Origin of the sequence: Povalibacter sp. (genome assembly GCF_036735925.1) — a bacterium.
Classification (GTDB): domain Bacteria; phylum Pseudomonadota; class Gammaproteobacteria; order Steroidobacterales; family Steroidobacteraceae; genus Steroidobacter.
Window position 1 is genome coordinate 13,659 of the sequence record NZ_DAINNK010000044.1, and the last position, 12,870, is coordinate 26,528.

Annotated in this window: 11 protein-coding genes and 1 tRNA gene; all 12 read left to right on the plus strand. The window is 63.1% G+C overall.

What is annotated here, in order from left to right:
* Positions 1-6 precede the first annotated feature (6 nt).
* The 12 genes from V7D81_RS14125 (at position 7) to rpsO (ending at position 12,802) form a co-directional block, all read left to right on the plus strand.
* Positions 7-639, plus strand: coding sequence for an NADH-quinone oxidoreductase subunit J (locus V7D81_RS14125; protein ID WP_324317314.1), 633 nt, complete (start codon positions 7-9; stop codon positions 637-639).
* A complete protein-coding gene (gene nuoK / locus V7D81_RS14130) occupies positions 636-941 on the plus strand; it encodes an NADH-quinone oxidoreductase subunit NuoK (RefSeq protein ID WP_324317316.1) in 306 nt (101 codons plus the stop codon). Before V7D81_RS14125 ends, nuoK begins: the two co-directional genes overlap by 4 nt.
* An 8-nt stretch (positions 942-949) precedes the next feature.
* Positions 950-2,959: an NADH-quinone oxidoreductase subunit L gene (nuoL, locus tag V7D81_RS14135; RefSeq protein WP_324317318.1), complete on the plus strand. Its 2,010-nt coding sequence runs from the start codon at positions 950-952 to the stop codon at positions 2,957-2,959.
* 22 nt (positions 2,960-2,981) lie between these two features.
* Complete coding sequence (locus V7D81_RS14140) at positions 2,982-4,511, plus strand: NADH-quinone oxidoreductase subunit M (protein ID WP_324317320.1); 1,530 nt, start codon at positions 2,982-2,984, stop codon at positions 4,509-4,511.
* 16 nt (positions 4,512-4,527) lie between these two features.
* The gene (nuoN, locus tag V7D81_RS14145) at positions 4,528-5,973 is read left to right on the plus strand and encodes an NADH-quinone oxidoreductase subunit NuoN (RefSeq protein WP_324317322.1); all 1,446 of its coding nucleotides are present in this window, start codon (positions 4,528-4,530) and stop codon (positions 5,971-5,973) included.
* 127 nt (positions 5,974-6,100) lie between these two features.
* Positions 6,101-6,177, plus strand: a tRNA-Met gene (locus V7D81_RS14150).
* Positions 6,178-6,344: 167 nt separating this feature from the next.
* Entirely contained in the window at positions 6,345-6,794 is a 450-nt protein-coding gene (gene rimP / locus V7D81_RS14155; RefSeq protein ID WP_324317324.1) for a ribosome maturation factor RimP, read from the plus strand.
* A 22-nt stretch (positions 6,795-6,816) separates the two neighbouring features.
* On the plus strand, positions 6,817-8,322 hold the full coding sequence (nusA, locus tag V7D81_RS14160) for a transcription termination factor NusA (protein WP_324317326.1): 1,506 nt from the start codon (positions 6,817-6,819) through the stop codon (positions 8,320-8,322).
* A gap of 124 nt (positions 8,323-8,446) precedes the next feature.
* On the plus strand, positions 8,447-10,993 hold the full coding sequence (infB, locus tag V7D81_RS14165; RefSeq protein ID WP_324317328.1) for a translation initiation factor IF-2: 2,547 nt from the start codon (positions 8,447-8,449) through the stop codon (positions 10,991-10,993).
* 23 nt (positions 10,994-11,016) lie between these two features.
* Positions 11,017-11,448: a 30S ribosome-binding factor RbfA gene (rbfA, locus tag V7D81_RS14170; RefSeq protein ID WP_324317330.1), complete on the plus strand. Its 432-nt coding sequence runs from the start codon at positions 11,017-11,019 to the stop codon at positions 11,446-11,448.
* Between the two features lie 4 nt (positions 11,449-11,452).
* Positions 11,453-12,418, plus strand: a complete 966-nt coding sequence (truB, locus tag V7D81_RS14175; protein WP_324317332.1) for a tRNA pseudouridine(55) synthase TruB — start codon at positions 11,453-11,455, stop codon at positions 12,416-12,418.
* Positions 12,419-12,532: 114 nt separating this feature from the next.
* Positions 12,533-12,802 carry a 30S ribosomal protein S15 gene (gene rpsO, locus V7D81_RS14180; protein ID WP_324317333.1) on the plus strand — a complete coding sequence of 90 codons (270 nt, stop codon included), beginning with the start codon at positions 12,533-12,535 and terminating at the stop codon, positions 12,800-12,802.
* Positions 12,803-12,870: the final 68 nt, after the last annotated feature.

Genomic DNA, 12,870 nt, shown 5'->3' on the forward strand with positions numbered 1-12,870 from the left:
TGCCCTATGACCATTACCGAGATCCTTTTCTACGCCTTCTCCGCCGTGCTGGTGGTTGCGGCGCTTGGCGTCATCACCGCGCGCAACCCGGTGCATGCGGCGCTGTTCCTGGTGTTCGCGTTCTTCAACAGCGCCGTGATCTGGCTGTTGCTGGAGGCGGAGTTCCTGGCCATCGTGCTGGTGCTGGTGTACGTCGGCGCCGTGATGGTGCTGTTCCTGTTCGTGGTGATGATGCTCGACGTCGACCTCGCGCAGATGAAGGAAGGTTTCACGCGCTATGCGCCGCTGGGAATCATCATCGCCGTGCTGGTGGTGGTCGAGATCGGCAGCGTCGTGTGGGTGAAGCACCTGGGCGTCGGCCAGCAGAGTGCCGCCGTCGCCGTCGTCGAGGGTTACAGCAATACGCGTGCCCTGGGCGAACTGCTGTACACGAAGTACCTGTATCCGTTCGAACTCGCCGCGATGGTGCTGCTGCTGGCCATCGTTGCCGCCATCGTGCTGACCATGCGGCACCGTGCCGGGCTCAAGGCGCAGGATATTGCGGCGCAGGTGGCCGTTCGCGCCAAAGACCGCATCCGCATCGTCAAGATGGATGCCGAGAAGCCGTCCGAGACCTCTTCGCCGGAGAAGCAGCCGTGATTCCGCTCGAAAGCGTATTGATGCTGGCGGGTATGCTGTTCGCGCTCAGCGTGGCCGGCATCTTCCTCAACCGGAAGAACGTGATCCTGCTGCTCATGTGCATCGAGCTGATGCTGCTCGCCGTGAACTTCAACTTCGTGGCGTTCGCGCGTCACCTGGGCGATCTGAACGGTCAGGTGTTCGTGTTCTTCATCATGACGGTGGCCGCCGCGGAGGCCGCGATCGGTCTCGCCATCCTGGTGGTCCTGTTCCGTGAGCGCAGGAACATCAACATCGAACAGCTCGACACGATGAAGGGCTGACCCGCACCATGATTTCTGAATCCACATTGCTGACGATCGTTCTGGCTCCGCTGTTCGCGGCGATCGCGGCCGGCCTGGCAGGGCGCGTCATCGGACGCGTCGGGGCGCACTGCGTCACGATCGCGGGCGTCGCGCTGTCGTGCGGACTCTCGATCTACGTATTGAAGCTGCTGCTGGACGGAGCGCCGATCTTCAACGAGTCCGTGTACACCTGGCTCGTCAGCGATGGCGTGCGAATGGAAGTCGGCTTCCTGGTCGACAAGCTCTCGGCCCTGATGATGGTCGTCGTGACGTTCGTGTCGCTCTGCGTGCACGTCTACACCATCGGCTACATGCATGAAGATCCCGGCTACCAGCGTTTCTTCTCGTACATCTCGCTGTTCACGTTCTCGATGCTGATGCTGGTGATGTCGAACAACTTCCTGCAGCTGTTCTTCGGCTGGGAAGCGGTCGGCGTCGTTTCCTATCTGCTGATCGGTTTCTGGTACACGCGCCCGTCGGCCATCTTCGCGAACATGAAGGCGTTCCTGGTGAACCGCGTCGGCGACTTCGGGTTCGTACTGGGCATCGCCGGCATCGTTTATTACACCGGCTCGCTGGACTACGCGACGGTGTTCGGCATGCGCGATGCCATTGCCGCGAACACGATGGAGATCATTCCGAACACCGAATGGCAGGCCATCACCGTGGTCTGCATCTGCCTGTTCATCGGCGCGATGGGCAAGTCAGCGCAGGTGCCGCTGCACGTCTGGCTGCCGGATTCGATGGAAGGCCCGACGCCGATCTCGGCCCTGATCCACGCGGCAACGATGGTGACGGCCGGCATCTTCATGGTGGCCCGCATGTCGCCGCTGTTCGAGCTGTCGGAAACCGCGCTCTCGACGGTCCTGATCATCGGTGCGACGACCGCGTTCTTCATGGGACTGCTGGGCCTGGTGAACAACGACATCAAGCGGGTGGTCGCCTACTCGACGCTCTCGCAGCTGGGCTACATGACGGTGGCGCTGGGTGTCTCGGCCTATGCGGGCGCGATCTTCCATCTCATGACGCACGCTTTCTTCAAGGCGCTGCTGTTCCTGGCGGCCGGCTCGGTGATCATCGCGATGCATCATGAGCAGGACATGCGGAAGATGGGCGGCCTCAAGAAGTACCTGCCGATCACCTACTGGACCTCGCTCATCGGTTCGCTCGCGCTGATCGGCTTCCCCGGCACATCCGGCTTCTTCTCCAAGGACGCGTTGATCGAAGCGGTGCATGCATCGCACATCACGGGCGCAACCTATGCCTACTGGTGCGTGTTCCTCGGCGTCTTCGTCACGGCGTTCTACAGCTTCCGTCTCGTGTTCATGACGTTCCACGGTCCCGAGCGGTTCGGGCATCACGATGCGCACGCGGATCATGGGCACGATGCTCACGGCCACGACGATCATAGGCACGGCGATCACAAGCCGCATGAAAGTCCCTGGGTGGTCACGGTGCCGCTGATCCTGCTCGCGATCCCATCGCTGTTCATCGGCTGGTTCACGATCGGGCCGGTGCTGTTCGGCGGCTATTTCGGCGATGCGATCTTCGTGTCGGAAGAACGCAATGTCCTGGGTCACCTCGGCGAGGAGTTCCATGGTCCGCTGGCCTTCATGCTGCACGGACTGACCCAGCCGCCCGTCTATCTGGCGCTGCTCGGCGTGCTGGCTGCCTGGTATCTGTACATCAAGCGTCCCGACCTGCCCGGGGTGATCGCCACTAAGTTTTCGGCGCTCTACACACTGCTCGCCAACAAGTTCTATTTCGACGAGATCTATCAGGCGGTGTTCGCGAAGGGCAGCCGCAATCTCGGCACGGCGCTATGGCGTGTCGGTGACGTCGCGATCATCGATGGTGCGTTCGTGAATGGTTCGGCACGGGTCGTCGGCTGGATGTCGGGCATCTTCCGCCGGCTGCAGACCGGCTATCTGTACCACTATGCGTTCGCCATGATCATCGGCCTGTCGGCACTGCTCGCCTGGTACGTGCTGCGCTGACCTGCAAGTAACAAGAACTGACATGCAACTGACCTGGCCCATTCTTAGCGTTCTGATCTGGCTGCCCATCGCCGCCGGCGTGGCGCTGCTGATTCTCGGTGATCGCGGCATTGCATTCGGCCGCTGGCTGGCGCTGGGCGCGACGGTCCTGACGTTCGCCATTTCGACGCAGCTCTATACGCACTTCGACATGACGACGGCGGACATGCAGTTCGTCGAGAAGCTGCCCTGGATCACCGCGTTCAATTCCTGGTACGGACTCGGTGTCGACGGCATTGCGATGCCGCTGATCATCCTCACGACGTTCATCACGCCGCTGGTCGTCATTGCGGCATGGACGGTGATCGAGAAGCGGCCGGCCCAGTACTACGCCTCGTTCCTGATTCTCGAAGGCCTCATGGTCGGCGTATTCGCCGCCACGGATGCGCTGCTGTTCTACGTGCTGTGGGAGGCGATGCTGATTCCGATGTTCATCATCATCGGCGTCTGGGGCGGTGCGCGGCGCGTATATGCGACGCTGAAGTTCTTCCTCTACACCTTCCTCGGCTCCGTCCTGATGCTGGTGTCGCTGATCTACATGTACATGCAGACCTGCGATGCGGGGCAGTGCAGCTATGCCATTGCCGATTTCCAGGAACTGCCGCTGGCGCTGAATGCGCAGCTGCTGATCTTCATGTCGTTCATGCTGGCCTTCGCGGTAAAGGTACCGATGTGGCCGGTGCACACGTGGTTGCCGGATGCACACGTCGAGGCGCCGACCGGCGGATCGGTGATTCTGGCGGCGATCATGCTGAAGATGGGCGGCTACGGCTTCCTGCGGTTCTCGCTGCCGATCACGCCCGATGCGAGCGCGCAGCTCGACTGGCTGGTGATTTCACTCTCGCTGATCGCGGTCGTATACATCGGCTTCGTCGCGCTGGTCCAGCAGGACATGAAGAAGCTGATCGCTTATTCGTCGATCGCCCACATGGGCTTCGTGACCCTCGGCTCCTTCCTCGCTTTCGACCTGTTGCAGGTCAACGGCGACGTGCGCGGCGCGGCGATGGGAATCGACGGCGCGATGGTGCAGATGATTTCCCATGGCCTGATTTCCGGCGCCATGTTCTTCTGCGTCGGCGTGCTGTACGACCGCGTGCACAGCCGCGAGATCAGCGCTTACGGCGGCGTCGTCAACACGATGCCGGTCTTCGCTGCGTTTGCCGTGCTGTTCGCCCTGGCGAACTCCGGCCTGCCCCCGACGTCGGGGTTCGTCGGCGAGTTCCTGGTCATCATCGCCAGCTTCCGTGCCGACTTCTGGTATGCGTTCCTGGCTGCAGTGACGCTGATCCTCGGCGCCGCCTACACCCTGTGGCTGGTCAAGCGCGTGGTCTTCGGCGCAGTGGCCAACGACGATGTTGCTGCGTTGAAGGATCTCAACGGCCGCGAATTCGTCGTCCTGGGAATCCTGGCTGCGGCCGTCCTGCTGCTGGGACTGTGGCCGGCGCCGCTGCTGGACGTGATGCGTCCGACCGTCGAGCACCTGGTGCAGCAGATCACCGAGTCGAAACTCTAATCGCGATCAGCCAGCCATGTCGGAACCCTTGCTTTCCAGTCTCAATCTCTCGGTCGCCTCGGCCGAGATCTTCATGGTCTGCGCGATCTGCGTGGTGCTGCTGGTCGATGTGTTCCTCAGCGACCGTTCCCGCTGGGTGACCTATGCGCTCTCGCTGCTGTCGCTGGTCGGCGCGGCGATCGTCACGGTGAAGACCGGCGTCTCTGCTCGCGAGACCGCGCTCGAAGGCGCGTACGTGGCGGACCCGATGGGAGACGTGCTGAAGCTCTTCGCCTACGGAACGGTGGCCGTCGCGTTCATGTATTCGCACGACTACCTGCGGCGGCGCGGCCTGTTCAAGGGCGAGTACTTCCTGCTCGGACTGACGGCGCTGCTGGGCATCATGGTCATGATTTCGGCGGGCAGCCTGCTGACGGTGTACCTGGGCGTCGAGCTGCTGTCGCTGTCGCTCTATGCGATGGTGGCATTCGACCGGGATTCCGGTGTCGCCGCCGAGTCCGCCATGAAGTACTTCGTGCTCGGCGCCATTGCGTCCGGCACGCTGCTCTACGGCTTCTCCATCGTCTACGGCCTGACCGGTACGCTGCAGCTCGATGAACTGGTGCTGGCCGTGCGCGAAGTCGGTCCGGACAGGATCGGGCTGATCTTCGGGCTCGCCTTCATCATCGCCGGCATTGCTTTCAAGTTCGGCGCCGTGCCGTTCCATATGTGGGTGCCGGACGTCTATCACGGTGCGCCGACGCCGGTGACGCTGTTCATCGGCACTGCGCCGAAGATCGCTTCCTACGTTCTGGCAATTCGAGTGCTGGCGGAAGGACTGGACGCCATGGTGGCCAGCTGGCAGAGCATGCTCATTGCGCTGGCGGTCCTGTCGATGATCATCGGCAACGTCGTCGCCATCGCTCAGACCAACCTGAAGCGCATGCTGGCGTACTCGACGATTTCGCACGTCGGCTTCATCCTGCTGGGCATTCTCGCCGGCACGGGCGATGGCTATCGCGCGGCCATGTTCTACACGCTCGCGTACGTGATCATGGCGATCGGTTCGTTCGGCATGATCCTGCTGCTGTCGCGCGAGGGTTTCGAGGCGGATCGCATCGAGGATTTCCGCGGCCTGAATCGCAAGAGCCCGTGGTTCGCTGCTGTGATGATGATGCTGATGTTCAGCACGGCCGGCGTGCCGCCGTTCGTCGGTTTCTGGGCAAAGCTCGCCGTGCTCGGCGCCGTCGTTGACGTGGGCCTCGTGTGGCTGGCGGCCGTCGCGGTGCTGCTGTCGGTGGTTGCGGCGTTCTACTACCTGCGCGTCATCAAGGTCATGTATTTCGATGAACCCGCCGATTCGCTGGCGGTGGAGGGGGGCGGTGTCGTCCGTGCACTGCTGACAGTCAACGGACTGGCGGTGCTGATCCTTGGAATTTTTCCCGGGGCCCTCATTGACCTGTGTGCGCGGGTTCTGCCCTGACGGATCCAGGTCGCTGACCGGTCGCAAGCTTTCCGCGTAGAAACGCGGAATCCTCGCGGAAATCCGGAAGCATCCGGATTCCGCCTTGTAATACCCAATTGAGGCCCTTACAATCCGCGCCCTCTGTTGCGGGGTGGAGCAGTCTGGCAGCTCGTCGGGCTCATAACCCGAAGGTCGCAGGTTCAAATCCTGCCCCCGCTACCAACCTTCCGAGCAGGTTGGTACAGAGGGTCCCGCAAGGGATCAGGACGCCAGGGTGAGCCCCATTGGGGTTCGCCAGCGAGGAAAGGATGATCACGAGAATGGGCCTTGGGCCCATTTTTCGTTTCTGGGATTGAAGAAACGGGCCATTGACCGACGGAGGTGAGCGGATGCTGCGAGACCAGCTGATCGAGCTGTTGCAGCCCGTCGTCGTCCAGCTCGGTTACGAGTTGTGGGAACTCGAATACGCGGCCCGTTCGGGCGGCGGTTTGCTGCGGTTGTACATCGATGCCCCGCAGGGAATCACGCTCGAGGATTGCGAGCGCGTCAGCCGGGCCGTGAGCGAAGCGATGGATGCCAGCGATCCGATTCCGGGTCACTACACCCTCGAGGTTTCGTCGCCGGGGCTCGACCGCGTGCTGCGGACGGCCGAGCACTTCGCCCGTTTCAGCGGCGAAAGAGTGAAGGTCGAGACGTCGGCGCCGGTGAATGGCCGCAAGCGTTTCGCGGGCCGGCTCACGGGCGTGAGCAACGGCGAGATTGCACTGGATGTGGATGGCAGCGTCGTGAAGCTGCCGATCGATGGAATACACAAGGCGCGGATTGCGCCGGAAACCTGACCGGACAAGCCGGAGTCGCACGATGAATAAAGAAATCCTGATGGTGGTGGACGCCGTTTCCAACGAGAAGGGCGTCGACAAGGAGATCATTTTCGAAGCGCTCGAAGCCGCGCTCGCGTCCGCGACGCGTCGTCGGCACGGCGAAGGCATCGACGTGCGCGTGTCCATCAACCGCAAGACGGGCGACTACGACACCTGGCGTCGCTGGAAAGTGTTCGCCGACGATTCCACCGAACTCGAAGTGCCCGACAGCGAACTGCGGCTCGAGGACGCGATCGACATTTCCAAGGACGCCGAAGTCGGCGGTTACGTCGAAGTGCCGATGGAGTCCGTCGCCTTCGGTCGCATCGCTGCGCAGACGGCCAAACAGGTCATCGTGCAGAAGGTTCGCGAAGCCGAGCGTGCGCAGGTCGTCGACGAATATCAGAGCCGCGCCGGGACGCTGGTGTCGGGCATCGTCAAGCGCGTCGATCGCAACGGCGTGTTCGTCGATCTGGGCGCCAATGCCGAAGGCTTCATTCCGCGCGATCAGATGATTCCGCGCGAGCCGATCCGCGCACAGGATCGCGTCAAGGCCTTCCTCAAGGAGGTGCGTTCCGAGCCGCGGGGTCCGCAGCTGTTCCTGTCGCGTACGGCCCCCGAATTCCTGATCGAGCTGTTCAAGCTCGAAGTGCCGGAAGTCGGGCAGGGCATGATCAACATTCTCGGCGCCGCCCGCGATGCGGGTGTACGCGCCAAGATCGCGGTGAAGAGCAACGACAGCCGCATCGATCCGGTCGGCGCCTGCGTCGGCATGCGCGGTTCGCGCGTCCAGGCGGTGTCGAATGAAATCGCCGGCGAGCGCGTCGACATCATTCCGTTCGACGAGAATCCCGCGCAGTTCGTCATCAATGCGATGGCGCCGGCGGAAGTCGTGTCGATCGTCGTCGACGAGGACTCGCATTCGATGGACATCGCGGTGACGGAAGAGAAACTGTCGCAGGCCATCGGCCGCGGCGGCCAGAACATCCGTCTCGCCAGCGAGCTGACGGGCTGGGAACTGAATGTGATGACGGAACAGGCCGCCGTCGAGAAGAGCGAAGGCGAGTCGCGCAAGCTGGTCGAGATGTTCCAGAAGCAGCTCGCGGTCGACGAGGAAGTGGCGCAGATCCTGGTCAGCGAAGGGTTCTCCACCGTCGAAGAAATCGCATACGTGCCGGCGTCCGAACTGGCAGGCATCGAAGAATTCGACGAAGAGATCATCAAGGAACTGCGCAATCGCGCGCGCGACGTGCTGCTCACGCAGGCGATCGCCAGCGAAGAAGAAATCGACAGCGCCGAGCCGTCGCAGGATCTGCTCGAAGTCGACGGCATGGACAAGGAGCTGGCACTGGTGCTGGCAAGCAGGGGCATCGTGACGCGCGAAGATCTGGCGGAGCAGGCGATCGACGATCTGCTCGAGATCGACGGTATCGATTCCGACCGCGCGGGTGCCCTGATCATGGCGGCGCGCAAGCATTGGTTCGACTCCACCGGACAGCAGGCCTGAGGTCGCAGCCGGATATGTCGACGGTCCTGATGTCACAGCATGGCGAGGTCCGCAGCAGCGCAGCCGCGGCCGTGCATTGCGGACGCGGACACGTCACTGGGAGCTTGAAGCGGGAGGGTGGTTCATGGCGGATGTAACGGTTACCCAGTTTGCCGAGGTACTGAAAGTACCGGTCGAGCGGCTGCTGACGCAGCTGGGCGAAGCGGGCATTCACGTGTCCGGCGCCGAGGCGACCATCAGCGATGAAGCAAAGATGGAATTGCTGACGTTCCTGCGTCGTTCGCATGGCCGCACGTCTCCGGGCGCATCGCCGCCGAAGATCACGCTGCAGCGCAAGTCGCAGGGGGAGATCAAGGTCGCGTCGGCGCAGGGCCGGGCGCGGACGGTGAATGTCGAAGTCCGCACGAAGAAGACCTATCTCAACCGCAACGCCCTGCAGCAGCAGGTGCGGACCCAGAACGACGAAGTCGATCGGCAGAAGCAGCAGGTGGAAGCAGCCGAAGAGGCTCGCCTGACGCAGGAGCAGATCGACGCGCGGGAAGCGAAGCGTCGCGAGGAACAGCAACGCGAAGCAGAGCAGCGCGAGGCCGCGCTGCGCCAGCAGGTCGAAGACGAGGCCCGCAATCGCGCCGAGGAGGAGGCCCGGCTGCTGGCGGAAGAAGAGGCGCGCCGACAGATCGAAGCGCGCGTGGCTGAGGAGCGCAAGCAGGCACAGGCCGCGCGCCAGGCAACCGAGGCGCCCAAGCCTTCGCGCGATGAACGCGAATCGAAAGGCTTCCAGCGCACCGAACTGCACGTATCGAGCGACGCCAGCGCGCGCTTCAAGAAAAAGAAGCAGCATCAGCAGCAGTCGAAGTCGCGCCGTCCGGTGCAGGTCAACGTCGGCAGTCAGCACGGCTTCGAGCGTCCGGCGGCGCCGGTCAAGCGCGACGTGCAGATCGGCGAAACCGTCACGGTCGCCGAACTGGCGCAGCGCATGGCCGTGAAGGCCAACGAAGTCATCAAGGTCATGATGAACATGGGCGTGATGGCCACCATCAACCAGCCCATCGACCAGGACACCGCGGTGCTCGTCGTCGAGGAACTCGGACACACGGCTGTCGTGGTCAAGGAAAGTGCAATCGAAGACGAACTGGTGGTCACGGACGCTTCGCACGAGCTGGAGCCGCGTCCGCCGGTCGTCACCGTCATGGGCCACGTCGACCACGGCAAGACTTCGCTGCTCGACTACATCCGTCGCACGAAAGTGGCCTCGGGCGAGGCCGGCGGCATTACCCAGCACATCGGCGCCTATCACGTCGAGACGCCGAAGGGCGTCATCACGTTCCTGGATACGCCGGGTCACGCTGCGTTCACCGCGATGCGTGCGCGTGGCGCACAGGTGACGGACATCGTGATCCTGGTGGTCGCGGCCGATGACGGCGTCATGCCGCAGACGATCGAAGCCATCCAGCACGCGAAGGCGGCGGAAGTGCCCATCGTCGTTGCCGTGAACAAGATGGACAAGCACGAGAAGGACATCGACCGGGTCAAGAACGAGCTCGCCAAGCACGGCGTCATTCCGGAAGACTGGGGCGGCGACACGCAGTTCGCCTACGTGTCGGCACGCACCGGCGATGGCATCGACGATCTGCTCGAGAAAGTGCTGCTGCAGGCTGCCGTGCTCGAACTCAAGGCAACTCGCGAAGGTCTGGCGGCGGGCGTGGTCATCGAGTCCACGATGGAAAAGGGTCGCGGCGCCGTGGCCACGGTGCTCGTGAAGCGCGGCGTACTGAAGCCGGGCGATCCGATCATCGCCGGTCAGGAATTCGGTCGCGTTCGCGCGATGTTCGACGAGACGGGCAAGGCGGTCGACGAAGCCGGACCGTCGTTGCCGGTCGTCGTGCTCGGCCTGTCGGGCGCGCCGAATGCCGGCGACGATCTGCTCGTGGTCGAAAGCGAACGCAAGGCGCGCGAAGTGGCGCTGTATCGCCAGGGCAAGTTCCGCGATACCAAGCTGGCGAAGCAGGGACCGGCCAAGTTCGAAGACATGATGTCGCAGATGGGCGATGGCAAGACAGCCACCGTGCAGATCGTGCTGAAGGCGGACGTGCAGGGCAGCGCAGAAGCGCTGCGCGACGCACTGTCGAAGCTGAGCACGGACGAAGTGGCGGTCAAGGTCGTGTCGAGCGGCATCGGCGGCATCAGCGAGTCCGACGTCACGCTGGCGCAGGCGTCGAATGCGCGCATCATCGGCTTCAATGTTCGTGCCGACAGCGCGGCGCGCAACATGATCAAGGAATCGGGCATCGACGTGCGCTACTACAGCGTGATCTACGAGGCGATCGACGATGTGCGTCAGGCGCTCTCGGGCATGTTGGCGCCGGAAATCAAAGAGCAGATCGTCGGTCTCGCCGAAGTGCGCGACGTGTTCCGTTCGAGCAAGTTCGGCACGGTGGCGGGCTGCATCGTGGTCGACGGCTACGTGCGTCGCAACAATCCGATCCGCGTGCTGCGCGACAACGTCGTCATCTTCGAAGGCGCGCTCGAATCGCTGCGTCGCTTCAAGGATGACGTCAACGAAGTGCGCGCCGGTACGGAGTGCGGTATCGCCGTCCAGAACTACAACGACGTGCGGGTCGGCGATCAGATCGAATGCTTCTCGCGGATCGAGGTGGCGCGCTCGGTCTGAGCGCGTGCACCGTGTGACGACGCATGGCTAGCCGATCACGAGGCAACAAGGCTTTTCCCAGGAGCCGCCGCGTTGCGCAGCAGATCCAGCGGGCCCTGAGCGATCTGATTCGTCGCGAGATCCGCGATCCGCGGCTCGGCATGGTGACGCTGACGGAAGTGCGCGTCTCCAGCGATCTGAGCTACGCCACCATCTACTACTCGGTGCTGAACGCGAAGCCCGAAGAAGCGCACGAAGTGCTGATATCCGCGGCGGACATCCTGCGCGGACCGCTGGGACGTGCGTTGCAGTTGCGGCATGCGCCGGAGTTGCGGTTCGTGCCCGACGAGCTGATCGAGAGCGGTGCGCGTCTGTCGGCACTCATCAACAGCGCCGTGAATGACGACGTCGCACGGCACGTCGACGATTCCGACAACGAAAACGACGACGAGTCCGGCCGCGACTCGACGCACTGAAGTCATGTCGAAGCCGCGACGTTTCTATCGAGATGTCGACGGCATCCTGCTGCTCGACAAACCGCTCGGCCTCTCTTCCAACGCTGCCTTGCAGCAGGCGCGCACACTGTTTTCGGCGAGCAAGGCCGGACATGCAGGCAGTCTCGACCCGCTCGCGTCCGGATTGCTGCCGATTTGTTTCGGACAGGCCACCAAGGTGTGCGGTCGTCTGCTGGATGCAGGCAAGACGTATCTCGTCGACGTGCATCTCGGCGCACGGACCGAATCGCTGGATGGCGAAACCGAAGTCATCGAGACCGCACCGGTTCCACCGCTCGACGAAACCACGGTCGACGCGACGCTCGCCACCTTTCTCGGCGAACAGGATCAGGTGCCGCCCATGCACTCGGCGCTCAAGCATCAGGGCAAGCGTCTGTACGAACTCGCCCGCCGCGGGGAGTCGGTCGAGAGGCCGCCGCGTCGCATCCGGATCGACCGGATTCAGCGTCGCCGGCTGGCCGCCGACCGGCTGGAATTCGAGGTCGCCTGCTCGAAAGGAACTTACATCCGCTCGCTGGCGGCGGACATCGCGGCACGGCTGGGCACGCTCGGTTATCTGGTAGGACTCAGGCGCCTGTCGGTGGAGCCGTTCGAGTCCTTTCCGATGTATCGGATCGACGAGTTGCAGGCACGTCAGGATCAGGCGGGTCAGGCTGGATTGGACGAATTGCTGCTCAGTGCCGACGTCGCTTTCGGCGAACTCGGTGCGGTGCGACTGGGCGACCCCGAGACCCGCATCCTGTTGCTGGGGCAGCCGGTTCCGGTCGACGGACCCGTCCAGCCCGGGGCTTCCCTGCGAGCCTACGATCCCGGCGGCCGCTTTCTCGCGCTCGTTGAGGGAGCGCCTGACGGCCGGGTCAGGCCCGTCCGCCTGTTTGTGCCGGTACAAGAGGGCGATGCGCCGCAAACCGGCCCGGGCGACGCAAATTGACCTCGCGTAGGCCTCGGATTTCACGGAGTTTTGCTTGAGATCGGCTGGGGGGCGCGAGTAGAATGCGCGGCTCTCAAAACGGCCCCAATTTACGTAATTTCAGGATTGAGCAAGATGTCACTGTCGACCGAGCAGAAAGGCGGAATCGTCCAGCAGTACCGACGCAACGCGAACGACACGGGTTCGCCGGAAGTGCAGATCGCACTGCTGTCAGCGCGCATCAACGAGCTCGGCGAACACTTCGGCACGCACAAGCGCGATCATGCCTCGCGTCGCGGCCTGCTGAAGATGGTGAATCAGCGCCGCAAGCTTCTCGATTACCTCAAGAACAACGCTCCCGATCGCTATCAGTCGATCGTTGCCAGCCTCGGTCTGCGTCGCTGATAGAGCGTGCGGATGACGCGCATGAAGCGTACGTCCGACTCCCTGCATCATCCGTATTAATCATTCCG

Coding starts and splice junctions, on each gene's coding strand:
- nusA (WP_324317326.1), top strand. CDS start 6,817: ATGAATAAAGAAATCCTGATGGTGGTGGACGCCGTTTCCAACGAGAAG.
- rbfA (WP_324317330.1), top strand. CDS start 11,017: ATGGCTAGCCGATCACGAGGCAACAAGGCTTTTCCCAGGAGCCGCCGC.
- infB (WP_324317328.1), top strand. CDS start 8,447: ATGGCGGATGTAACGGTTACCCAGTTTGCCGAGGTACTGAAAGTACCG.
- V7D81_RS14140 (WP_324317320.1), top strand. CDS start 2,982: ATGCAACTGACCTGGCCCATTCTTAGCGTTCTGATCTGGCTGCCCATC.
- nuoN (WP_324317322.1), top strand. CDS start 4,528: ATGTCGGAACCCTTGCTTTCCAGTCTCAATCTCTCGGTCGCCTCGGCC.
- V7D81_RS14125 (WP_324317314.1), top strand. CDS start 7: ATGACCATTACCGAGATCCTTTTCTACGCCTTCTCCGCCGTGCTGGTG.
- truB (WP_324317332.1), top strand. CDS start 11,453: ATGTCGAAGCCGCGACGTTTCTATCGAGATGTCGACGGCATCCTGCTG.
- rpsO (WP_324317333.1), top strand. CDS start 12,533: ATGTCACTGTCGACCGAGCAGAAAGGCGGAATCGTCCAGCAGTACCGA.
- nuoL (WP_324317318.1), top strand. CDS start 950: ATGATTTCTGAATCCACATTGCTGACGATCGTTCTGGCTCCGCTGTTC.
- rimP (WP_324317324.1), top strand. CDS start 6,345: ATGCTGCGAGACCAGCTGATCGAGCTGTTGCAGCCCGTCGTCGTCCAG.